This is a genomic window from Phaeobacter sp. CC-HEC084 (assembly GCF_059429255.1).
This window is the reverse complement of record NZ_JCAIJQ010000002.1, coordinates 2,314,011-2,334,307: the sequence shown is the minus strand read 5'-3', so window position 1 is coordinate 2,334,307 and position 20,297 is coordinate 2,314,011. Positions and strand designations below refer to the sequence as shown.

The following is a 20,297-nucleotide window of genomic DNA, read 5'->3' as shown; positions in this document are numbered from 1 at the left end:
CAGGGCCGCGCCTGGTCAGTCGAACTTGCGCGAGGGCGCCATCACCATGGCTTCGCCGACCAGAACCTTCTTGCCATCGACCATGCAGCGGCAATCGAGTTTGACCCGGCGTTTGTCGATCTGGATGTCGGTCACTTCGACCTCGGCCAGCACCATGTCGCCGGGGCGCACAGGGGCGAGGAATTTGAGTGATTGGCTCATGTAGATGGTGCCATGACCGGGCAGCTGCTCCCCGATGACGGCGGAAATCAGACCGGCGGTCAGCATCCCATGGGCAATACGGCCTTCAAAGATGGTGTCGCGGGCATAATCGTCATCCATATGGACCGGGTTATGGTCGGTCGAGACATCGGCGAATTTCTGAATGTCCTCATCCGTCACCACCTTCCGCAGGTAGCGGACCATGCCCATTTCAATGTCTTCGATGCAGATGGTTCCGCGTGGCAGGTTATCCAACATGCGCCCCTCCGGGTTGACTGGCTCGGGTAGATGCCTTTGAAATTTTTGGACGCATGGGCGCCCTGTTCTGCAACTTTATTACTTTGCAGTTGCAGAAAATCAAGGCTTTTCTGGTTTACCGCAGGCGGCCGATGGTAAAGGTCGGTGCGCTGTTTTCCTTTGTCAGGTATGCGGTTAGTGCCTCTGGTTCCGGTTGGTGCGACGTTTTGGTTTCCGATGCCGCAAGCCCGCCCGAGATGAAGAGGGAATCAATTCCTTCCCCCATGGCACCCGAAACATCGGTGTGTGGGCCGTCGCCGATAGCCAGAATATCGCCATCGGCAATGTCCTGTCCCAGCTCTGCCAGGCGGCGGCGGGCTAGGTCATAGATCGGCGGATGCGGCTTGCCGAAATACAGGCTCTCACCGCCCATTTCCGTGTAAAGCCGCGCCAGCGCCCCGGCGCACCATTCCCGGGTTTCGCCTCGGTCCACCACGATATCCGGATTGGCACAGAGAAGTTTCATGCCCTTCTGCTTGGCATAGAGAAAATCAGCCCGGTTGACGCCGGGGTCGGCCATCGGATCAAAGGGGCCACAGCAGACGATGCCGGTTGCTTCCTGCAGCGGGACGCGGGTGATTTCGACAGGTGCGTCGATCACATGCAGAGGTTCAAAGAACCCCGCATCGCGTTGCCATTCCCCCATGAAATAGACCTTCTCCCCAACGGCCCCGGTGAACATCGCGGCCCGCGCGGAGTCGCCGGAGGTTGCGATGGTGTCATAGGCATCCTGCGGCACGCCGAATTGCGCCAGCTGCTCAGCCACACCGGCCCGCGGTTTCGGAGAGTTGGTGAGCAGTACAACGATGCCGCCACGCTGGCGGTAGGCCTGAAGGGCGGAAACGGCCTCGGGGTAGGCGGTGATGCCGTTGTGCACACAGCCCCAAAGGTCCACGAACAGCGCCCGGTAGGGATCGGAAACCTCGGCAAGCGTTTCGATGATGCGGGTCATGATCGGGTCCTTTCCTCTGTGAAACTGCGGGCGCGGCAATACGGCGCCAGATATGCCCGAGTTCCCATCCCCGCGCCAGCTTGAATTCCCCGTGCCCGATGCGGCGGGTTTCGGCGCAAGACAGGACCTGGTGGCGAGTCTTCGCCTAGGCGGAGCAAGATGTGGGTGGGTAGGGGTTTATTAAACATTCTGAAAACACAATGTGTGTGCGTGCGAACACGACAAGTGATCTGAAAAGGCATAGCAATGACATACAAAACCTTCACTCAACGACTTGCACCGGCAATGGCCGTGGCCGTCCTTGTGGCATCGGCGCATCCGGTGCTCGCATCGCATGCAAACCCCTGGGCGGAAGAGGACGACGAGGTCCTGTCCCAGTATCACGATGAAAATCAGGCGGTTTCCGAAGACACCCCGGGCGAGGATGAGATGAACGGCGTCATGACCCGGAGCGCGCATGGCAAGTTGGGCACCGCGGGCAGTGACACTGGCCAGGGTAGCGGTGGCGGTCAAAGCGCCGATGCGGGCGGTGCCGGAAATGGCGGCGGTGGCCATGGCGGCGGCAACGGCGGTGGTGGTCAAGGTGGCGCCGGAAATGGCGGCGGAGGAAATGGCGGTGGCGCTGGCAATGGTGGCGGACACGGTGGTGGCCATGGCGGTGGTCGCGGCTGAATCTATTGGACCAGTGGCGCCGGGCGCCGCTGGTCAATCTACCGCGCCGTGGTTACGGGTATTGTTCCTCCCGAAAACTGTCGAGGGTCCGACCGGTTCTTTTCCGCATTGCGCGGCGTAGCGCGGTTGCATCAGCATAACCCACACGAGCTGCGATCTCATCGGCGGTCAGGCCCCGGGTTCGGAGCAAACGGATTGCTTCCGTGACCCTTAGGGTCTGAACAAAAGCCGTCGGGGTCATCGCGGTAACGCGTTGCAGGTGCCGGGAAAAGGTGCGCGGAGACATGCCGCAGGCCGCCGCCAGTTCGGCAATGCTCACCTGTCGCCTGATGTTGCGACGTAAGAAGAGTTCGGCCTGCTGCAGATCGGGCGCTGCGGACAGCAAAGTGGCAACCGAAAGATAAGGCAACTGGCTGGGGCGGCTATCAGCCATCATGAAACGACGACAGTCTTCGGCAACGGCGAAACCGGCATAGCGTTCGATTAGTTGCAACAGAAGGTCGATGTGTGAGAATGCAGCCCCGGCGGTGACCAGCGGGCCATCCTCCACTACAATGTCGCGGCTGTTCAATCGGACCCTTGGGTACATGGTCTTCAGCAAAGGGGCCAGCCACCATGTTGTCGTGGCCACCCGACCGTCCAGCAACCTTGCCTGCCCCAAAGCAAAACAGCCCGAACAGGACCCGGCGATGATCGTTCCGGGCGCGGCCAGTTTGACCAGCGCGTCAGTTAGCGTGGCGAACTGGATGGTTTGTGTCGTCTCACGCACCTCGCGTTCGGTCGCAAGACCCATCCCCGGCAGAATCACAAGCTGCGCCGAAGCATCCGGTGCAAGTGCCTGACTCGGAGTGAGTTGCCTGACCGTGAAATAGGGGGGCTTTCCGTTCATACGGGCAACCCGGTTGGCCGCCTCCAGCATGTCGCCCGAGATCGCGAGACTGGAGCGCTGGCAGGGATCGGGGCAAAGGATGATGGTGTCGATAGTGGGCATTTGTCCATTTTGGCCTGAAAGATGTCAAATGCGACACTATGATGCCGACGTGCCCCTGTCCATCTTGTGGCAAAGCCAGAAGGAGAGACGTGATGAAAATGGAAGGTGGATGTTTCTGCGGTACGCTACGCTACCAGGTAGAAGGCAGGCCGTTGATGAAGGGGCAATGTCACTGCCGGTCTTGTCAGCATCATTCGGGCGGCGCGCCGAATTTGTTCATGGTGATGCCGAAACAGGGGTTCAGTTACATCCAAGGGACCCCGAGACAGTTCCGGCGTGATGCAGCCGATGCGATGGTGACGCGCGATTTCTGCGAAAGCTGCGGCACGCATGTGGCCAACCACCGCGACGGTCTGGAGGCGGTGATTGTGAAAATCGGAACGCTTGACGATCCGGCCCGGTTCGGCGGCCCGAAAGTAGCGCTGTACCTGGCCGAGAAACAGGCATTCCACCACGTTCCCGACGGTGTGCATTGTTTCGATGGATTGCCGAGTTAAGAAAAAAGGCGCCCCAAGGGGCGCCTTTTCATAAGAAAATGTGCTCGAACTCAGACCTTGAGGTTCGGGATGATCTGCTTCTTGCGGCTCATCACGCCGGGCAGAACGACGGTGTCGCCTGTCGCATCTGCGTCAAAGCTTTTCTTGGCGACGGTTTTGACCAGATCGTTTGGCACCAGCAGGGTGGCTTCTTCGTTCAGGATGTCGACAACGAACAGCAGCACCTGATCCACGCCGTCTTCGCTGGCGACGGTGGTCATGCTGTCCATCAGGCTGGCCTTGCGGTCCAGAACGACGCCCGGCGCGGTGGTTTCCAGAACCGAGACGCGGAACTTGGTGCCGTCGACTTCGTATTCCTTGGAGTCCATGCGGATCAGCTCGGCATCGGAGAAGGAGGACACATCGGATTTCGCGGCGAACATCTCGGCTGCGTAGTCGGCGATGTTGATGCCCAGATCGGCGGCCAGTTTTTCGGCGACGGCGCGGTCGTGATCGGTGGTGGTGGGCGAGCGGAACTCCAGCGTGTCGGACAGGATGCAGGTCAGCGCGGCGCCTTTGATGGCTTCGGGCATCTTCGCCATGTCATCGCCGATCAGGTCGTGCATGATGGTCGCGGTGCAGGCCAGCGGACGGATGGTGATGTCGATCGGGCCCTTGGTTTCCAGACCGCCAACCAGCTTGTGGTGGTCGATGATGGCCTGAACGTCGGCGCCGTTGATGTTGGCAGGCAGTTCGGCCGGGTTGTTGGTGTCCACGATGACAACGGCCTGATCGTCAGCCACATCCGCGATGATCTCGGGCTTCTCGAGGCCCCAGCGCTGCAGCATGAAGGCGGCTTCGGTGTTGGGTTCACCCAGCAGTTTGGGCGCGGCGTCGATGCCTTTGATCTCGTTCAGGTACCAGGCCCAGACGATGGGGGAGCCGGTGGAATCGGTGTCGGGAGACTTGTGGCCGAAAACAAGCGTGGTCATGATGCAGTCCTATACATAGCGGGCGATTTTGCGCGCCTTATAACAGGGCAGGGAGGTTTGTCACCCCGCCAGCGTTGCAGCTGTTGCGGGGCGGCCATGCAGGAGGCGCCGGGGACACGGTTTTGGGCGAAAGGTCGCACAGGAACCCGTATCACCTGAATGCAGGTTACGCCAGTCAGGTGTCAGAACGCGGCGCGTTGCAGATGATACCCCTGTTTGGCCAGCAGGTTCAGCACGCCATCCGGTCCCGGAAGATGCAGCGCCCCGACGGCAACGACGATGCGGTCGCCATCGGCAGCCTCGATCACCGGGACCCAGTTGTGGTTGCGCTCGCGGATCAGGAGTTGCATCGCCTCGGCCCAGAGAGCCTCGGCCTCGGCGGCGGGCAGGTTGGTGTCGGCTTTAAAACGCTGCTTGGCCAAGGCGAGATAGAATCGGGCCTCTTCGTCGAAATAGCTTTCCGCCATGGTGTGGTAATCATCGGGGCTGCCGTTTCCGTACATCGATAATGTGGCGCGCATCTGCCGGACCTGTTCGCCCAGCGGGTGCAGGTTCAGCGTTTCGATCACCGTCAGCGGGTCTTCGAGTGATGCCGTCGCAACACCGTTTTCATGCGCCAGCATCTCCAGACGCCGGTCCATGCCGTCTTTGATTTGCTCCTTCTGTTTGAGGCACGGCGGCAGGGAAAGCGACAGTGACAGAAACCAGGGGCGCATCTTGGCAGCCATCCAGGGCGGAATGCCACGCGCCGCGCTGCGTTCAGAGAGCAGCGCCCAGTCCTCTTCTCCCATGCGGTCGATCAGGGAGGGGCCTTCGGTGATCAGATACAGGGATGGGGTTTTCCCCATCTGTTTCTGCATGGCGGCCTGATCTGCGCTCGTCGCTTCAAGCAGTAACGTGTCGGCGCCGGTGATCAGTGGTCTCAGATCTTTGGTGATCTTCTCCATGCGGGGATCATTGAGATGCATCGTGCCAATCACATGCACCCGGCGGGTGCCTTTGGTCGCAATCCAGTGGTTGCCTTCCTTGAAGGGCACATCGGCGAGGTCGGCCTGGATCTGTTCGCGCTCGGCCGGGCTCAGCGTCAGGCGAAGGTCGTTGCCGCCGCAGGCCGCAAACACCCCACCGGGCAGAAGGCAGAGGAAAAGAAGGAGGAAGGCGCGCATGGTATGTCCTTTTGTCTGTGGCCCTCATGCTATGGGCGGGCGGCACGCACGACAAGCAGGACGCGATCTGGCTTCTGTGGTTTTTCTTGCTGTCATCGCTGGTTATGCTGCGGGCATGGAAAAAGAAGAACAGCTATATCCCCCCATCAAGGCGCTGCTGGAACGGCAGGGGTATGAGGTGAAGGGAGAGGTCGGCGCCGCCGATGTGGTGGCGCGGCGCGGGGATGAGAATCCTGTCATCGTGGAGCTGAAGCTGCGCTTCTCGCTGTCGCTGTTCCATCAGGCCGTGGCGCGGCAGGGGATCACTGATCTGGTCTATATCGCGGTGCCCAAGCCAAAGGGGAAACAGGCGCGCCGGACGCTGAAGGACAACCTGTCCTTATGCCGTCGGCTTGGCCTTGGGCTGATCACGGTGCTGGCCGATGGCCGCGTCGAGGTGCAATGCGATCCCGGTCCCTATGCGCCGCGCAAATCCAAGGTCCGCAAACAGCGCTTGCTGCGCGAATTCGACCGGCTGCGCGGGGATCCGAATGCAGGCGGCGCCACCCGCCATGGAATCGTTACGGCCTATCGTCAGGATGCCCTGATCTGTGCCGCACATCTGGCTGAGAATGGTGCCTGCAAGGGTGCCGAGGTGGCGCGGGCAACCGGCGTCGGACGCGCCACGACGCTGATGCGGGACAATCATTATGGCTGGTTCACCAAGGTCGAAAAAGGCATCTACCAGCTGAGCGAACAGGGGCGCACCGGGTTAGCGGACTGGGATCACAGTCTTTCTTGATCAGGTCCGCGCGCTGCCCGTCGTTTTGCTGCATGGCGGCATCCGAATTTTTCGCGTGCGGCGGGCCAATTTTCTTGCATCAAACCTGTTGACTCGGCACAGGCCGCTGCCTAGCTATTGCTCCGTTAGCACTCACTGGGTGTGAGTGATAACGCCTCTGCGGGGAGCAGGGGCAGACCAGATATAACAACCTTTGAGCCTATTAAGGAGCTGCAAAGATGGCATTGAAACCGCTTCATGACCGTGTGCTGGTGCGCCGCACCGAAAGCGAAGAGAAAACCGCTGGCGGGCTGATCATCCCCGATAGCGCCAAGGAAAAGCCCTCCGAAGGCGTTGTTGTCGCCACCGGCGAAGGCGCCCGCAAAGACAGCGGTGAGCTGATCGCAATGGCCGTCAAAGCCGGCGACAACATCCTGTTCGGAAAGTGGTCCGGCACAGAAGTTACCGTCGACGGCGAAGAGCTGCTGATGATGAAAGAAAGCGACATCATGGGCATCATCGAGTAAGCCCACCGGCTTCTCTGATCCCCCTTTATCGCTGACAACTACAGATTTTCTCGAGGAGAAACAGATATGGCTGCTAAGGACGTCAAATTCGACACCGATGCCCGCAACAAGATGCTGAACGGCGTGAACGTTCTCGCTGATGCTGTCAAAGTGACCCTGGGCCCCAAAGGCCGCAACGTGGTTCTGGACAAATCCTTTGGCGCACCGCGCATCACCAAAGACGGTGTTTCGGTTGCCAAGGAAATCGAACTGGAAGACAAGTTCGAAAACATGGGCGCCCAGATGGTGAAGGAAGTTGCTTCCCGCACCAACGACGAAGCCGGTGACGGCACCACCACCGCAACCGTCCTGGCCCAGGCGATCGTGCGCGAAGGCCTGAAGCAGGTTGCTGCTGGTCTGAACCCGATGGACCTGAAGCGCGGCATCGACATGGCAACCGCCAAAGTCGTTGAAGGCATCAAAGAAATGGCTCGCCCGGTGAACGACTCCGCTGAAGTCGCTCAGGTTGGCACCATCTCCGCGAACGGCGAAGCCGAAATCGGCCAGCAGATCGCAGACGCGATGCAGAAAGTCGGCAACGAAGGCGTCATCACTGTCGAAGAAAACAAAGGCATGGAAACCGAGACCGACGTGGTCGAAGGCATGCAGTTCGACCGTGGCTACCTGTCGCCCTACTTCGTCACCAACCCGGACAAGATGATTGCAGATCTCGACGACTGCATGATCCTGCTGCACGAGAAGAAACTCTCCTCCCTGCAGCCGATGGTTCCGCTGCTGGAGCAGGTCATCCAATCGCAGAAACCGCTGCTGATCATCGCCGAAGACGTCGAAGGCGAAGCGCTGGCAACTCTGGTTGTCAACAAACTGCGCGGCGGCCTGAAAATTGCAGCCGTCAAGGCGCCGGGCTTCGGTGATCGCCGCAAGGCCATGCTGCAGGACATCGCGATCCTGACCGGCGGTCAGGTTATCTCCGAAGATCTGGGCATGAAGCTCGAGTCCGTGACCATGGACATGCTGGGCACCGCCAAGAAAGTCGAGATCACCAAAGACGAGACCACCATCGTTGACGGTGCAGGCGAGAAGGCCGAGATCGAAGCACGCGTTGCTCAGATCCGTACCCAGATCGAAGAAACCACCTCGGACTATGACCGTGAGAAGCTGCAAGAGCGCGTTGCCAAACTGGCAGGCGGTGTTGCCGTGATCCGCGTCGGCGGCATGACCGAAGTCGAAGTGAAAGAGCGCAAAGACCGTGTGGACGATGCTCTGAACGCGACCCGCGCAGCCGTGCAGGAAGGCGTGATCGTCGGTGGCGGTGTTGCTCTGGTTCAGGCCGGCAAGGCGCTGGAAGGTCTGGAAGGTGCAAACTCCGACCAGAACGCCGGTATCGTGATCGTGCGCAAGGCTATCGAAGCGCCGCTGCGCCAGATCGCCGAGAACGCAGGTGTCGACGGTGCGGTTGTGGCCGGTAAGGTCCGCGAAAGCTCCGACAAGAACTTCGGCTTCAACGCTCAGACCGAAGAATATGGCGACATGTTCTCCTTCGGCGTGATCGACCCGGCCAAAGTGACCCGTACCGCACTGGAAGACGCAGCCTCGATCGCAGGCCTGCTGATCACCACCGAAGCCATGGTTGCTGACAAGCCGTCGAAAGATGGCGCAGCTGGCGGCGGCATGCCCGACATGGGCGGCATGGGCGGCATGGGCGGCATGATGTAAGTCACGCCATCCAACCGGATGATTTGGGGTCGCCTTCGGGCGGCCCCTTTTTCTTTTTTTGGGGGAGCGAGTGTGCCTCCTTGCCCGTTTTTCGTTCCAGACCTGCGCCAATATCGAAATATTTTGATTTTCTTCGAAGTTGTCCCGTACGCTGAACCCGTTCAAAAAATTGTGCACTGGGGGACGTGATGAAGGGATTGGCATTGCTGGCGGTTGTTGCTGCCACTTTTGGAGCTGTCGAGGCAGCAAAGGCGGACAGTCTGAAATGGACGATCCGCAGCGATTATCCGCATATCGTAAGTCTGGAATTCTACAGTCAGGACTATCGCCGTGCCTGGCCCGGAGACGGTCAGGTCTATATCGTCGACGACTACGATGTGCGCGAATATAGCCTCAGCTGTGAGACCGGCGAGACGATCTGCTATGGCGCCTGGGTGCGCGGCGACAGCAACAAGTACTGGGGTGTCGGTCTCAACAATTCACAAAGGTGCAATGACTGTTGCTACACCTGCGGATACGGTGATACCGACCTGCGTATTCTGAACTGATAGGCGGGTCATTCCGGCCTGAAACGGAGGCCGGTGATGAAACTCGTTGTTCTGGTTCTGCTCGTCCTGATTGCCTTTGCGGCGAATTCGGTTCTGGGCCGCATGGCCATCGGCTGGGGCTATATGGATGCGATGGGCTTTGGCCTGCTGCGCCTTGCTTCTGGCGCCGTAGCCCTGGTGCTTCTGGTCGCGCTGCAAGCGGCCCGGTCACGAAGCAAGAGGGCGGGGGAGACGCCGGTCGCAGCATGGAAAGACGCCCTGCTGGGCGGGGCGGCTCTGACCCTCTATATGATTGGATTTTGTCTCGCTTATCAGGGACTTGATGCTGGTCTTGGCGCGCTGGTTCTGTTTGGCGTGGTGCAGATTTCCATGTTCGGCTGGGGCGCGCTGCGTGGCAGTCGGACAACGGCTGGTCAGGTGTTGGGAGCCTTGGTGGCGTTTGCGGGTCTCGCCTATGTGGTCTGGCCCAGCGGCCCGGTGCAGGTGCCGCCGGGGGCTGCTGCGCTGATGACGCTCAGCGGTCTGGGCTGGGCGGCCTATACCCTGCTTGGGCGCGGCGCGGGCGATCCTTTGCGGGCCAGCGCGATGAATTTTGTGGTCGCAACCCTGATGATGCTGCCTTTCATGTTGTTTGCGGCGGCATCGCTTCATGTCTCGCCCGAAGGTATCCTGCTGGCGGTGATATCCGGGGCTGTCACCTCGGGGATGGGCTATGCGCTTTGGTACCGTGTTTTGCCGGAATTGCAGCCTGCGGTCGCTGCGACGATCCAGCTGAGCGTCCCGATCATTGCCATTCTGGGAGGCTTTGTCTTTCTGGCCGAACCCGTGGGGCTGCGGCTGGCGCTGGGAACCTGTGCGGTCCTTGGCGGGATTGCCCTGGTGATCTGGAGCGCACCGCGCGCGCGATAGGGGCTTTTCGCTGGCGCGGTGCATGTCTATCTGATCTGCATGAAACGTCTTATGTCCCCTGTTCTTGCAGCGCTGTCCCTGTTGCTGCCTCTGCCCGCTCTGGCGGATTGCGCCATCCTGCTGCACGGGCTGGCTCGCACGGAATCGTCCTTCTCGGTGATGGAACAGGTTCTGGAGGGGCGCGGCATCACCGTGCAGAGCCCGGGCTATCCTTCGACCGAGGAACCTGTGGCCGTGCTGGCCGAACAGACGCTCCCTGATGCCTTTGCGGCCTGCGGCGATCAGCCGGTGCATCTGATTACCCATTCGATGGGCGGCATTCTGGTGCGACAATGGCTGCAGGACAACCGACCGGAAAATCTGGGCCGCGTTGTCATGCTAGCGCCTCCGAACCATGGTAGCGAACTGGTGGACGAACTGGGCGACTGGGAGGTGTTTGGCCTGCTGCACGGACCGGCGGGTTTGCAGCTGGGCACCGGGCCGGAGAGCCTGCCGAACCGGCTGCCGCCTGCGGATTTCCCCTTGGGGATTATAGCGGGGAACCGCTCGCTCAACCCGGTGTGGTCCAGTCTCATTCCCGGTCAGGACGATGGCAAGGTTTCGGTTCAAAGCACCAGGCTCAAAGGGATGGCCGATCACATCGTACTGCCGGTCACCCATACATTCATGATGAACAATCCGCTGGTCATCGCCCAGGCGCTACATTTTCTGGAGCATGGCCGGTTCGATCCCAAGATCACCTGGCTTGATGCGGTGCTTGGCCTGCCCGACGGCCTGTGCGATGAGGGCGCGTGTACCGACAAGGCGGCAAAGGAGCCGGGAGCTGATGACACTTGAACTGACGCTGCAGGGCGCCGATGTGCTGCTGCCTGAGGGGCTGGTGCCGGGCGCGGAACTCTCTCTCGCGGAGGGGGCAATCGTCGCGGATCGCGCCGGTCGCGCGGTGGATCTGTCTGGCTATCTGGTACTGCCGGGCATCATCGACCTGCACGGCGACGGGTTCGAACGCCATCTCGCCCCCCGGCGCGGCGCGATGAAGCAGATGGGCGAGGGCGTGATCGCTGCCGAGGCAGAATTGGCTGCCAACGGTATCACCACGGCGGTTCTGGCGCAGTTCCACAGCTGGGAAGGCGGGCTGCGCGCGCCGGACTATGCCGACCAGGTCTTTGCTGCGATCACTGCTGTGCGGGACCGGGTAGTGACGGATATCCTACCACAGCTGCGGTTCGAGACTCATATGCTGGATGACTACGCGGGCCTGCCTCAGCGTATTGCGGCGGCCGGAGTGGGCTATGTCGTTTTCAATGATCACCTGCCGCATGACCGGCTGGCAGCGGGAAAGAAGCCGCCCCGGCTTGTGGGGCAGGCGCTGAAGGCGGGGCGCAACCCGGAGGTCCACTGGCAGATGCTGCAGGATATGCACGCCAGATCGGATGAGGTGCCTGCTGCCCTGAATGCGATCTGCGCCGAACTTGGCGCTATGGGCGTGCGTCTTGGAAGCCATGATGACCAAAACGCGGCCATGCGGGCCGAATGGCGGGGTCGCGGTGTGCGGATCAGCGAGTTTCCGGAAACATTGGAAGCGGCAGAGGCGGCACGGGCCGGGGGCGATCATATCATTCTGGGCTCCCCGAACGTGGTGCGGGGTGGCTCGCATAAGGGCAACGTGTCTGCGGTTGAGTTGATCGCCATGGGGCTCTGTGATGCGATTGCCTCGGACTATCACTATCCAAGCCCGCGCCGCGCTGCGCTGATGCTGGCCCGTAGCGGGCTGCTGGATCTGGCAGGGGCCTGGGATCTGGTTTCAAAGGGCCCTGCCGAAGTTCTGGGGCTGGAGGATCGCGGAGAGTTGGCGCCAGGCAAACGCGCCGATGTGGTGATCCTTGAGAAAGACAGCCAGCGGGTTGCGGCAACCCTGTCGGGCGGGCGCGTCAGCTATATGAGCGGCGATATCGCAGCGCGCTTTCTAGGCTAACCTTCAAACGGGTAGGGGGGGAGCGCAGCCTCTCACGCCCGGCTGGCGGGCCCTCGGTGCTGCGCCCGAAACCCGCCATTGGCGAATTTCGGATGCGTGCGGCTGGCGAAGTGTTATTTCTGCGCGCGAATGACCCGGTTGATATGGCCCATCTTGCGCCCGGGTTTGGCGTCGGCCTTGCCATAGAGATGCAAGGCGCAATCGCGCTCCCGCGCCAGATCGGGGATACGGGTAACGTCGTCGCCAATCAGGTTCTCCATCACCACATCGCTGTGCCGCTGACCGTCGCCCAGCGGCCAGCCGACCACTGCACGGATGTGCTGTTCGAACTGATCCACCGCGCAGCCGTTCTGGGTCCAGTGACCGGAGTTGTGGACGCGCGGCGCGATCTCGTTGACCACCAGCCCTTTGGGGGTGACGAAGAGCTCGACCCCCATGACGCCGACATAATCGAGCGCGTTCAGGATCTTCGCCGCCATCAGCACCGCATCCATGCGTTGGCTCTGGCTGAGGCGGGCAGGCACGGTAGTGGTGTGCAGGATGCCGTCGCGGTGCACGTTCTCGCCGGGATCGAAACAGGCGACCTCGCCGCTAGGGCTGCGCGCGGCAATCACCGAGGCTTCATGGGTGAAATTGACAAACCCTTCGAGAATGGCAGGCGCACCGGCGAGCGAGGCCAGCGCGGGTGCGGCGTCCTCGGCGGTCATGATCCGCGCCTGCCCCTTGCCATCATAACCAAAGCGTCGCGTCTTCAGGATCGCATGCGCGCCGATCTCTGCCAGCGCCGCGTCCAGTGCGGCCTGATCCGGGATATCGGCAAAGGGGGCGGTTTGCAGGCCCAGGTCCTGCAGGAAGGCCTTTTCCGTCAGCCGATCCTGCGACACACGCAGGGCTTCGCGCCCGGGGCGGATCGGGCGGTGTTGCTCCAGCACATCCAGAGCCGCGGTGGGGATGTTTTCGAATTCATAGGTGATGACATCCACCGAGGCGGCAAAGGCGGCCAGCGCGGCCTCATCTTCGTACGGAGCAGTGGTGACCATGTGAGCCACATCGCCTGCGGGCGGGTTGGCGCCAGGTTCAAAAATATGCGTCTTAAAGCCAAGGCGGGAGGCCGCAACTGACAGCATGCGCCCCAGCTGACCCCCGCCGAGAATTCCGATTGTTGCGCCGGGCTGCAAAGGATCAGTCATCGACGGGTTCCTCCGGGATCGAGGCAGAAAGGGCTGCGCGCCAGTCGTCCAGACGGGTGGCAAGCGCGGGATCCTGCAGGGCGAGGATGCCAGCGGCCATCAACCCGGCATTGGCCGCACCAGCGGCGCCGATGGCCATGGTGGCAACCGGAAAGCCCTTGGGCATCTGCACGATGGAATAAAGCGAATCCACGCCCGACAGCGCCCGCGTCTGCACCGGGACGCCCACCACCGGAACGCGGGTTTTCGATGCGACCATGCCGGGTAGATGCGCCGCGCCGCCAGCGCCTGCGATGATGACCTGCAAACCGCGCTCTGCCGCGCTCTTGCCATAGGTCCAGAGCCGGTCAGGGGTGCGGTGCGCCGACACGATTTTTGCCTCGTAGGGCACGTCCAGTTCATCCAGAATCGTGGCGGCCTCTTTCAGGGTGGGCCAGTCTGACTGGCTGCCCATGATGATGCCCACTTTGATGTCAGCGGTGGTTTCAGGCATGTGATCCGGTCCTGTCATGCCGCAGGCCTGCATGGGACCTGCTGGGGTGGAAGGAGCGCGCACTATAGTCGAAGACGCGCATGGTGCAATGCGGCAATGCGGGCAAAATAAGGCTGTGTCGGCGCGGAAACGCCCGGGGGCCCAGGCTACCGGTTTGCGTGACCGCAGCGCGCCCATGCGCGCTGCTGGGCCCAAGGAGTTTGCCTGCGGCAGCATCGCTGCCGACCTGCAAAAAGCGCGAGAGTGATTGTTCGGTTGACCAGCTATTGCTTGGGCGCAGCTCCGTGGCGTCAGGGGGGAGGAATTCACCGGACGGCGGGGCCGTTACCAAGTGTCAGGCAGCCCGCAGCGGGGTCAGGCGATGATATCCGGTGTCAGCCGATCTTCGATCAGGGCGATCTTGTCTTTGAGGCCCAGTTTCTGCTTTTTCAGCCGCCGGATGGTCAGCTGATCTGCGGTGCCGCGTTCCTGCAGGGCGGTGATCGCCTCGTCCAGATCCCGGTGCTGCCTACGGAACACCTCAAGCTCAACCTTGAGGACGTCGTCGGTCTTCATCGAGATATCGGTAGGGGCGTTCATTGGCGACTCGGAGGCTGGTGAAAGATGCGGGGTTCAAGATACTTCGTTAACGGCTTTTCGGCTAGACCTATGCGTCCACGCTCTTGAGTAATCAAAAGAACTTACCATATTCTGTAAGAGCGGTCGCCTGTTGGGGCCGCAAGACTATCCGTCGCTTTCGAACAAAGGACGTAACACGTGTCGAAACTTACCTTGGGCTCTTACCCGCATATGCTGGGGTTTGAGCAGCTTGAACGCCTTCTGGAACGCTCGGCCAAATCCGGCAACGAGGGGTATCCCCCTTATAATATCGAGCAGACCTCGGATCATTCCTATCGCATTACCCTGGCCGTTGCCGGGTTTGCCGAAGAGGATCTTTCCATCACCGTCGAGGACCGCCAGTTGGTCATCCGTGGCCGTCAGCGCGACGACAGCGATGGCCGCGTCTTCCTGCACCGGGGCATCGCCGCGCGTCAGTTCCAGCGCATGTTCGTGCTGGCCGACGGGGTCGAAGTGGGCGAGGCGCTGATGGAGAATGGTCTGCTGCACGTGGACCTGACCCGTGCCCGCCCGGAAACCGTGGTTCAGACCATCAATATTCGAAAGGGGTAAGAGACATGCATACACCATTTGATTTCAACGAAACCGGCAAGCGGATCGTCTACGTCAAGGCGGTTGATGTTGCGGACCTGCCCGAGGATGTGCAGGCCGGTGCCAGGGGTCACAAGCAGCTTTACGCGGTACATGACGCCGAAGGCGAACAGCTGGCGCTGGTGGCAGACCGCCGCATGGCCTTTGTTCTGGCCCGCCAGAATGACCTGTCGCCGGTGACGGTGCACTGAACAAATCCTTTAGGAGCGCGAATGCGCCCCTCGGATTGCCCCGCGGTGGCGGGGCAGTCATGCCTTTGGATAGCTTCCAGAAACCTCCCGCGAGAGAACGGGAGAATAATCGTCCAAAACGGCTGTTGAGGCGCAAGTCGTGTCCCCGACGGGCTTTCGCGGCTGGATCATTGCTCTCTGCGCCGGTAACGTCCCGGTAAAACAGCGGTTTGGGGCGTTTGATATCATGACATCGTTTTCTTTTGACTGGGTGGATGCGTTTTCGGATCGCCCCTTTGGCGGCAATGGCTGCGCGGTCGTGCATGAGGGGGCCAGCCTGCCGGTGGAGGTCTGCACCGCCTTCGTGCGGGAGACTTCTCTGGTCGAATGCACCTTTACCGGGCCGTCGCAGGTGGCGGATTTCAAAGTGCGCTATTTCCTGGCCAGCCGCGAAATCCCCTTTGCCGGTCATCCTACCATCGCCACCGTTGCCGCGCTCAAGGATCGCGGGCTGATCAACGGCACCTCGGTGACGCTGGAAACCGGCGCGGGAATTGTTCCGGTGCAGATCGAGGGCGACCTGATCGAGATGACGCAGGTGGCGCCAGAGTTCGGCCCGCAGCCGGATCCGGCCCTGGTTGCGGCAGCAGTGTCCCTGCCGCCCGAAGCCATTATCGGTGAGCCGCAGAAAGTGTCGACCGGCTTGCCCTTTTGCGTCACCGTGCTGAAGGACCGCGCCGCGCTAGAGGCGGCAAGGCTGGATCTTGATGCCCTTGCCCGGCTGACGGCACAGCTCGGCGCTGATGGGATCGACATGATGGAGCCCTTTTTGGTGACGCTGGATGGCGCCACAGAGGCAGGGGATACCTTTTCCCGCCTGCTGATGGCGCCGCCGAGCCCACCGGAGGATCCCTTTACTGGCTCAGCAACCGGCGCGATGGCGGCCTATCTGTGGAGGCACGGGCTGATGCCCAAGGACAGCTTCGTGGCTGAACAGGGGCACGGGCTGGGGCGGCCGGGGCAGGCGCGTGTGACCCGTGTGGGACCGGCAGAGGCGCTGACGGGGGTAAAAGTTGCCGGAAAGGGATTTGTTCTGATGCGGGGAGAGGTCGATCTTCCGCTGCATTTGTAAATGGGAGCATGTGATTGAGTTCTGAGTTCTCTTGCCTCCCATGCTGGAGCGGTTGCCATGACTGAGCCTGCGATTGCTATCCTACCCTACGGCCAGAAACTTGATCGGGGGCTGCCGCAGATGCCGCTGGCGCAGTTGCACTGGCCACTGGGCTGCCCCGACCGGCTGCAGGGCGGCAGCGTTGGCGATCTGACCGCGGCGGATCATTTGATCGTCTTTGCCAAGACGGCGATGCATTTTCAGCTAAACTGGTATTGCCGCGCGCAGCTGTCGCTGATGGTGATGGAGCCGAAGATCATGTCGGCGTTACACCATCGTCTGCTGCGGCTCAGCCATCGGCGGTTCTTCCGCGTTTTTACCTATGATCCGGATCTTCTCGCGCGATTGCCCAACGGGCTGTTCCTGCCCTTTGGAACCACCTGGGTGCCGGAATGGCAGGATCTGGATCTTGAAAAGACCTTAGATCTGTCGTTGATCGCCTCGGCCAAACGCGACCATCCCGGGCACAAGCTGCGGCATCAGCTGGTTGAATACCTGCAGAAAAACATGCCCGATGCGCGCATTTTGGGCCGTGGTTACGCGCCTTTCGAGCATAAATCAGAGGGTCTTGCCTCCTTCCGCTATTCGGTGGTTATCGAAAATGTGCAGGAGCCGAATTGCTTCACCGAGAAATTGATCGATGCGATCCTCTGCGAGACTGTGCCGATCTACTGGGGCTGTCCGAATATCGGGGGTTTCTTCGACACTGAGGGCATGATCCTCTGCAATGATCTGGCGGATATGGAGCGGGCGGTCCGCAGTATCAGTGCAGAGGATTACGCCCGGCGTCTGCCCGCCCTGCGCGCCGCCAAACCTGCGGCGGCGCATTATGGCGATCTGTTCCTCCGCGCGGCGGAGGCATTGCGCGACAGCCTCTAAGGCGGCAATGCTCCTCAGCGCGCGTTTGCGGCTCTGGCTTCCTTGCGGGCCCTTCGGGTGGATTTTTTCTTTTCGTACCAGTGGCGCAGGCCCTTGCTCTTCAGCTCGGCTTGCGGTTCGAACAGCAGGATCGCGTTGCGCAGGGTCCAGTCCGTCAGACTGCCCCGGCAGCCTTTCTCGGGCCACAGGGAACGTTCGGACCAGATATAGCGGGGGCGGTTGGGCTGTAAGCTAACTGGACGGGCCGCGGCCTCGGTTGCGAGATTGGCCATCAGCACCATGATGTTTTCCTGCTCCAGCACCTTTTCGCGCGCCGCGGCGATGGCGTCCTGTGCGGCTTCCCAGCGGCCGTTCTGGATTTCCTGGACCATGCGCCGGGCCTCGGCCACCGGATCGTCCAGATTCAGAGTCTCATAACTGTCCACCGGGAAATAATCGTCCACGTTGGAACAGCCTGCGTAGAAGGGGAAGGACCAGCACAGCCAGGGGTCGGTCAGTTTCTCGGTCCAGACATGCGGCCCTTCGCCATTCTCGATGGCGAGGTTGTACTTGTTGGGCAGCAGCGCGTCTGCCTTGTCGCCAATGGGTTTGAAACCACGCCCGAAGAGTTCGATGTGCTCGGGAATCTCGTCGATCAGGGTTTCAACAAACCGCATCCGTTTGCGGTGATATTCGGTGTGCACCTTGGTTGAGGTGACGATCGCAATCTTGTCCTGTTTCTGCGGCGGGGTCAGCGTCTTGAACCAGTCATAGCCACGATGATTGCCGTTGTCCGAGAAATCAAAGCCCGCCCACCAGTACCAGCAGACCGCCCGGTTGCGTTTTTCCGTATCCAGCGGTTTTTGCGTCGTCGTCAGAACCAATCCGAACTGGTTTAGGAACCGGCAGCTATAGGGGTGGATGACATCTGGTTCGGCAGCGATGAAAATCGTCCGCTCTTTCGGAACCTGCGTCTTGATGGTGTAGGAAGACCGGTTGAAAGCGATGAGCACATCGGTGTCGTCCGGAACCTCGGTGCCAAAGGTAAAGGCTACCGAACCAATGCAGGGCTGCTGCCCCGGCGCCTGCTTCAGAAAAGACTGCGCTGTGGTGTCGGTAAACACATGTGCCTTAACGGGCGTAACCATACTTGGGCTCCAAAACACGAAATCTTGAACCTGTGTAGGGATAAATTTACTTGCAAAAAAGATCCATTTTGGTCGCGGTGTTCAGGTAAAACAAAACGGCCCGCCAAAGGGCGGGCCGTTTCAACAGAAATCAGAGTGGGGTCAGTCAGGGATCAACCGGTGATCAGCCCCATGCTTTCCAGCTTCAGCAGAACCTGGTGGGCACAGTTGTCGACATCGACGTTTTCCGTCTCGACGCTCAGCTCGGGGTTCGCGGGCACGTCATAGGGATCTGAAATGCCGGTGAATTCCTTGATCTTGCCTTCGCGCGCCAGCTTGTAGAGCCCCTTGCGGTCACGGCGTTCGCATTCCTCGATCGAGGTCGCGACGTGCACTTCGATGAAGGCACCGAACTGTTCGATATCCTCGCGAACGGCGCGGCGGGTCGCTGCATAAGGCGCGATCGGCGCACAGATGGCGATGCCGCCGTTCTTGGTGATCTCGGAGGCAACATAGCCGATACGGCGGATGTTGAGGTCACGGTGCTCTTTCGAGAAGCCGAGTTCCGAAGACAGGTTCTTGCGCACGATATCGCCATCAAGCAGCGTCACCGGGCGGCCACCCATTTCCATCAGCTTGACCATCAGCGCGTTGGCGATGGTGGACTTGCCGGAACCGGAGAAGCCGGTGAAGAACACGGTAAAGCCCTGCTGGCTGCGCGGCGGCTTGGTGCGGCGCAGTTCCTTAACCACCTCGGGGAAGGAGAACCATTCCGGGATTTCCAGGCCTTCGGCCAAGCGGCGGCGCAGTTCGGTGCCCGAGATGTTGAGGATGGTCACGTCATCCTTGTCCGCGATCTCGTCAGCGGGCTCGTACTGGGCGCGTTCCTGCACATAAACCATGTGCTTGAAGTCGACCATTTCACAGCCGATCTCCGACTGATGCGCACGATAAAGGTCCTGCGCGTCATAGGGGCCGTAGAAATCTTCACCGGCAGAGTTTTTGCCCGGGCCGGCGTGGTCGCGGCCAACGATGAAGTGGGTGCAGCCGTGGTTGGCGCGAATCAGACCGTGCCAGACGGCTTCACGCGGACCTGCCATGCGCATGGCCAGGTTCAGCAGCGACATGGTTGTGGTCGAGGCCGGGTATTTGTCCAGCACCGCCTCGTAGCAGCGCACACGGGTGAAGTGGTCGACATCGCCCGGTTTGGTCAGGCCAACAACCGGGTGGATCAGCAGGTTGGCCTGCGCTTCCTTGGCGGCGCGGAAGGTCAGTTCCTGGTGCGCACGGTGCAGCGGGTTGCGGGTCTGGAAGGCCACGACCTTGCGCCAGCCCAGCTTGCGGAAGTAGGCGCGCAGTTCGTTCGGGGTGTCGCGGCGACCACGGAAATCATAGTGCACGGGCTGCTGGATGCCGGTGACCGGACCGCCGAGGTAGATCTTGCCCGCGTGGTTGTGCAGGTAGTTCACGGCCGGGTGCGCCTCGTCATCGGCGCCAAAGACCTTTTCGGCCTCGCGAGATTTGTTGGGCTCCCAGCGGTCGGTGACCGTCATGGTGGCCAGGATGACGCCTTCCTGATCGCGCAGGGCGATGTCTTCGCCCACTTCCAGCGAGCTTGCGAAATCTTCGCTCACGTCCAGGGTGATCGGCATCGGCCAAAGTGTGCCGTCCGCCAGGCGCATGTTTTCGACAACGCCGTCATAGTCTTCCTCGGTCAGGAAGCCTTTCAGCGGGTTGAAACCGCCGTTCATCAGCAGTTCCAGGTCACAGATCTGGCGCGGGCTCAGATCGTGGCTTTTCAGCTCACCGGCCTCGACCTTCAGCTTCTGGGCAGAGTCATAAGATACATAGAGCTCGGGGATCGGAGCCAAATTACTCAACATAGTCATGTGAATTC

The 20,297-nt window shown here is 60.9% G+C and carries 23 protein-coding genes; 13 read left to right on the top strand and 10 right to left on the bottom strand.

Going from position 1 to position 20,297, the window contains the following annotated elements:
- Window positions 1-15 precede the first annotated feature (15 nt).
- On the bottom strand, window positions 16-459 hold the full coding sequence (locus tag AC5SSZ_RS11365) for a MaoC family dehydratase (RefSeq protein WP_065272884.1): 444 nt from the start codon (window positions 457-459) through the stop codon (window positions 16-18).
- A gap of 115 nt (window positions 460-574) precedes the next feature.
- A complete protein-coding gene (locus AC5SSZ_RS11360) occupies window positions 575-1,450 on the bottom strand; it encodes an HAD family hydrolase (RefSeq protein ID WP_495438234.1) in 876 nt (291 codons plus the stop codon).
- Between the two features lie 246 nt (window positions 1,451-1,696).
- Here AC5SSZ_RS11360 and AC5SSZ_RS11355 point away from each other — a divergent pair, with 246 nt between their 5' ends.
- Window positions 1,697-2,122: a hypothetical protein gene (locus AC5SSZ_RS11355; protein WP_495438233.1), complete on the top strand. Its 426-nt coding sequence runs from the start codon at window positions 1,697-1,699 to the stop codon at window positions 2,120-2,122.
- A 52-nt stretch (window positions 2,123-2,174) separates the two neighbouring features.
- Here the strand turns inward: AC5SSZ_RS11355 and AC5SSZ_RS11350 are convergent, their stop codons facing one another.
- Window positions 2,175-3,113, bottom strand: coding sequence for a GlxA family transcriptional regulator (locus AC5SSZ_RS11350; protein WP_495438232.1), 939 nt, complete (start codon window positions 3,111-3,113; stop codon window positions 2,175-2,177).
- 92 nt (window positions 3,114-3,205) lie between these two features.
- On the opposite strand from AC5SSZ_RS11350, the gene AC5SSZ_RS11345 reads away from it, so the two are divergent.
- Window positions 3,206-3,610 carry a GFA family protein gene (locus tag AC5SSZ_RS11345; protein ID WP_495438231.1) on the top strand — a complete coding sequence of 135 codons (405 nt, stop codon included), beginning with the start codon at window positions 3,206-3,208 and terminating at the stop codon, window positions 3,608-3,610.
- A gap of 50 nt (window positions 3,611-3,660) precedes the next feature.
- Here the strand turns inward: AC5SSZ_RS11345 and AC5SSZ_RS11340 are convergent, their stop codons facing one another.
- Both AC5SSZ_RS11340 and AC5SSZ_RS11335 read right to left on the bottom strand, forming a co-directional pair.
- Window positions 3,661-4,581: a manganese-dependent inorganic pyrophosphatase gene (locus tag AC5SSZ_RS11340; protein WP_274832905.1), complete on the bottom strand. Its 921-nt coding sequence runs from the start codon at window positions 4,579-4,581 to the stop codon at window positions 3,661-3,663.
- Window positions 4,582-4,763: 182 nt separating this feature from the next.
- Window positions 4,764-5,747: a TraB/GumN family protein gene (locus AC5SSZ_RS11335; protein WP_495438230.1), complete on the bottom strand. Its 984-nt coding sequence runs from the start codon at window positions 5,745-5,747 to the stop codon at window positions 4,764-4,766.
- Window positions 5,748-5,862: 115 nt separating this feature from the next.
- On the opposite strand from AC5SSZ_RS11335, the gene AC5SSZ_RS11330 reads away from it, so the two are divergent.
- The 7 genes from AC5SSZ_RS11330 to AC5SSZ_RS11300 all read left to right on the top strand — a co-directional run bounded on the left by AC5SSZ_RS11330 (window position 5,863) and on the right by AC5SSZ_RS11300 (window position 12,182).
- Window positions 5,863-6,528 (top strand): DUF2161 domain-containing phosphodiesterase, encoded by a 666-nt coding sequence (locus AC5SSZ_RS11330; protein ID WP_495438340.1) that lies wholly within the window; start codon window positions 5,863-5,865, stop codon window positions 6,526-6,528.
- Window positions 6,529-6,746: 218 nt separating this feature from the next.
- Entirely contained in the window at window positions 6,747-7,034 is a 288-nt protein-coding gene (locus AC5SSZ_RS11325) for a co-chaperone GroES (RefSeq protein WP_065272891.1), read from the top strand.
- A 66-nt stretch (window positions 7,035-7,100) separates the two neighbouring features.
- On the top strand, window positions 7,101-8,750 hold the full coding sequence (groL, locus tag AC5SSZ_RS11320; protein ID WP_065272892.1) for a chaperonin GroEL: 1,650 nt from the start codon (window positions 7,101-7,103) through the stop codon (window positions 8,748-8,750).
- A 188-nt stretch (window positions 8,751-8,938) separates the two neighbouring features.
- A complete protein-coding gene (locus AC5SSZ_RS11315; protein WP_274830147.1) occupies window positions 8,939-9,298 on the top strand; it encodes a hypothetical protein in 360 nt (119 codons plus the stop codon).
- 36 nt (window positions 9,299-9,334) lie between these two features.
- The gene (locus AC5SSZ_RS11310; protein ID WP_274835063.1) at window positions 9,335-10,207 is read left to right on the top strand and encodes a DMT family transporter; all 873 of its coding nucleotides are present in this window, start codon (window positions 9,335-9,337) and stop codon (window positions 10,205-10,207) included.
- Between the two features lie 51 nt (window positions 10,208-10,258).
- Window positions 10,259-11,044, top strand: a complete 786-nt coding sequence (locus AC5SSZ_RS11305; RefSeq protein ID WP_274835062.1) for an alpha/beta fold hydrolase — start codon at window positions 10,259-10,261, stop codon at window positions 11,042-11,044.
- Window positions 11,031-12,182 carry an alpha-D-ribose 1-methylphosphonate 5-triphosphate diphosphatase gene (locus AC5SSZ_RS11300; protein ID WP_274835151.1) on the top strand — a complete coding sequence of 384 codons (1,152 nt, stop codon included), beginning with the start codon at window positions 11,031-11,033 and terminating at the stop codon, window positions 12,180-12,182. Before AC5SSZ_RS11305 ends, AC5SSZ_RS11300 begins: the two co-directional genes overlap by 14 nt.
- Before the next feature lie 113 nt (window positions 12,183-12,295).
- Here the strand turns inward: AC5SSZ_RS11300 and AC5SSZ_RS11295 are convergent, their stop codons facing one another.
- The 3 genes from AC5SSZ_RS11295 to AC5SSZ_RS11285 all read right to left on the bottom strand — a co-directional run bounded on the left by AC5SSZ_RS11295 (window position 12,296) and on the right by AC5SSZ_RS11285 (window position 14,444).
- Window positions 12,296-13,372 (bottom strand): 5-(carboxyamino)imidazole ribonucleotide synthase, encoded by a 1,077-nt coding sequence (locus AC5SSZ_RS11295; protein ID WP_495438229.1) that lies wholly within the window; start codon window positions 13,370-13,372, stop codon window positions 12,296-12,298.
- Window positions 13,365-13,865, bottom strand: coding sequence for a 5-(carboxyamino)imidazole ribonucleotide mutase (gene purE, locus AC5SSZ_RS11290; RefSeq protein WP_495438228.1), 501 nt, complete (start codon window positions 13,863-13,865; stop codon window positions 13,365-13,367). Before purE ends, AC5SSZ_RS11295 begins: the two co-directional genes overlap by 8 nt.
- A 354-nt stretch (window positions 13,866-14,219) precedes the next feature.
- Window positions 14,220-14,444 carry a YdcH family protein gene (locus AC5SSZ_RS11285; RefSeq protein WP_065272897.1) on the bottom strand — a complete coding sequence of 75 codons (225 nt, stop codon included), beginning with the start codon at window positions 14,442-14,444 and terminating at the stop codon, window positions 14,220-14,222.
- Between the two features lie 177 nt (window positions 14,445-14,621).
- Between AC5SSZ_RS11285 and AC5SSZ_RS11280 the strand changes: the two genes are divergently transcribed.
- From AC5SSZ_RS11280 to AC5SSZ_RS11265, 4 genes are all read left to right on the top strand, one after another.
- Entirely contained in the window at window positions 14,622-15,035 is a 414-nt protein-coding gene (locus AC5SSZ_RS11280) for an Hsp20 family protein (protein WP_197492324.1), read from the top strand.
- 5 nt (window positions 15,036-15,040) lie between these two features.
- Window positions 15,041-15,265: a DUF1150 family protein gene (locus AC5SSZ_RS11275; protein ID WP_495438227.1), complete on the top strand. Its 225-nt coding sequence runs from the start codon at window positions 15,041-15,043 to the stop codon at window positions 15,263-15,265.
- 226 nt (window positions 15,266-15,491) lie between these two features.
- Window positions 15,492-16,376 carry a PhzF family phenazine biosynthesis protein gene (locus tag AC5SSZ_RS11270; protein ID WP_495438226.1) on the top strand — a complete coding sequence of 295 codons (885 nt, stop codon included), beginning with the start codon at window positions 15,492-15,494 and terminating at the stop codon, window positions 16,374-16,376.
- A gap of 57 nt (window positions 16,377-16,433) precedes the next feature.
- Window positions 16,434-17,294 (top strand): hypothetical protein, encoded by an 861-nt coding sequence (locus tag AC5SSZ_RS11265; RefSeq protein WP_495438225.1) that lies wholly within the window; start codon window positions 16,434-16,436, stop codon window positions 17,292-17,294.
- 14 nt (window positions 17,295-17,308) lie between these two features.
- Here AC5SSZ_RS11265 and AC5SSZ_RS11260 read toward each other — a convergent pair whose 3' ends face one another.
- Together AC5SSZ_RS11260 and AC5SSZ_RS11255 are read right to left on the bottom strand one after the other, a co-directional pair.
- Window positions 17,309-18,421: a hypothetical protein gene (locus AC5SSZ_RS11260; protein ID WP_495438224.1), complete on the bottom strand. Its 1,113-nt coding sequence runs from the start codon at window positions 18,419-18,421 to the stop codon at window positions 17,309-17,311.
- Between the two features lie 152 nt (window positions 18,422-18,573).
- Window positions 18,574-20,289 carry a bifunctional sulfate adenylyltransferase/adenylylsulfate kinase gene (locus AC5SSZ_RS11255; protein ID WP_065272903.1) on the bottom strand — a complete coding sequence of 572 codons (1,716 nt, stop codon included), beginning with the start codon at window positions 20,287-20,289 and terminating at the stop codon, window positions 18,574-18,576.
- Window positions 20,290-20,297: the final 8 nt, after the last annotated feature.

Excerpts from the sequence above, each read along its gene's own strand:
- AC5SSZ_RS11365 (WP_065272884.1), bottom strand. The coding sequence starts at position 459 with ATGTTGGATAACCTGCCACGCGGAACCATCTGCATCGAAGACATTGAA.
- AC5SSZ_RS11360 (WP_495438234.1), bottom strand. The coding sequence starts at position 1,450 with ATGACCCGCATCATCGAAACGCTTGCCGAGGTTTCCGATCCCTACCGG.
- AC5SSZ_RS11355 (WP_495438233.1), top strand. The coding sequence starts at position 1,697 with ATGACATACAAAACCTTCACTCAACGACTTGCACCGGCAATGGCCGTG.
- AC5SSZ_RS11350 (WP_495438232.1), bottom strand. The coding sequence starts at position 3,113 with ATGCCCACTATCGACACCATCATCCTTTGCCCCGATCCCTGCCAGCGC.
- AC5SSZ_RS11345 (WP_495438231.1), top strand. The coding sequence starts at position 3,206 with ATGAAAATGGAAGGTGGATGTTTCTGCGGTACGCTACGCTACCAGGTA.
- AC5SSZ_RS11340 (WP_274832905.1), bottom strand. The coding sequence starts at position 4,581 with ATGACCACGCTTGTTTTCGGCCACAAGTCTCCCGACACCGATTCCACC.
- AC5SSZ_RS11335 (WP_495438230.1), bottom strand. The coding sequence starts at position 5,747 with ATGCGCGCCTTCCTCCTTCTTTTCCTCTGCCTTCTGCCCGGTGGGGTG.
- AC5SSZ_RS11330 (WP_495438340.1), top strand. The coding sequence starts at position 5,863 with ATGGAAAAAGAAGAACAGCTATATCCCCCCATCAAGGCGCTGCTGGAA.
- AC5SSZ_RS11325 (WP_065272891.1), top strand. The coding sequence starts at position 6,747 with ATGGCATTGAAACCGCTTCATGACCGTGTGCTGGTGCGCCGCACCGAA.
- groL (WP_065272892.1), top strand. The coding sequence starts at position 7,101 with ATGGCTGCTAAGGACGTCAAATTCGACACCGATGCCCGCAACAAGATG.
- AC5SSZ_RS11315 (WP_274830147.1), top strand. The coding sequence starts at position 8,939 with ATGAAGGGATTGGCATTGCTGGCGGTTGTTGCTGCCACTTTTGGAGCT.
- AC5SSZ_RS11310 (WP_274835063.1), top strand. The coding sequence starts at position 9,335 with ATGAAACTCGTTGTTCTGGTTCTGCTCGTCCTGATTGCCTTTGCGGCG.
- AC5SSZ_RS11305 (WP_274835062.1), top strand. The coding sequence starts at position 10,259 with ATGTCCCCTGTTCTTGCAGCGCTGTCCCTGTTGCTGCCTCTGCCCGCT.
- AC5SSZ_RS11295 (WP_495438229.1), bottom strand. The coding sequence starts at position 13,372 with ATGACTGATCCTTTGCAGCCCGGCGCAACAATCGGAATTCTCGGCGGG.
- purE (WP_495438228.1), bottom strand. The coding sequence starts at position 13,865 with ATGCCTGAAACCACCGCTGACATCAAAGTGGGCATCATCATGGGCAGC.
- AC5SSZ_RS11285 (WP_065272897.1), bottom strand. The coding sequence starts at position 14,444 with ATGAACGCCCCTACCGATATCTCGATGAAGACCGACGACGTCCTCAAG.
- AC5SSZ_RS11275 (WP_495438227.1), top strand. The coding sequence starts at position 15,041 with ATGCATACACCATTTGATTTCAACGAAACCGGCAAGCGGATCGTCTAC.
- AC5SSZ_RS11270 (WP_495438226.1), top strand. The coding sequence starts at position 15,492 with ATGACATCGTTTTCTTTTGACTGGGTGGATGCGTTTTCGGATCGCCCC.
- AC5SSZ_RS11265 (WP_495438225.1), top strand. The coding sequence starts at position 16,434 with ATGACTGAGCCTGCGATTGCTATCCTACCCTACGGCCAGAAACTTGAT.
- AC5SSZ_RS11260 (WP_495438224.1), bottom strand. The coding sequence starts at position 18,421 with ATGGTTACGCCCGTTAAGGCACATGTGTTTACCGACACCACAGCGCAG.
- AC5SSZ_RS11255 (WP_065272903.1), bottom strand. The coding sequence starts at position 20,289 with ATGACTATGTTGAGTAATTTGGCTCCGATCCCCGAGCTCTATGTATCT.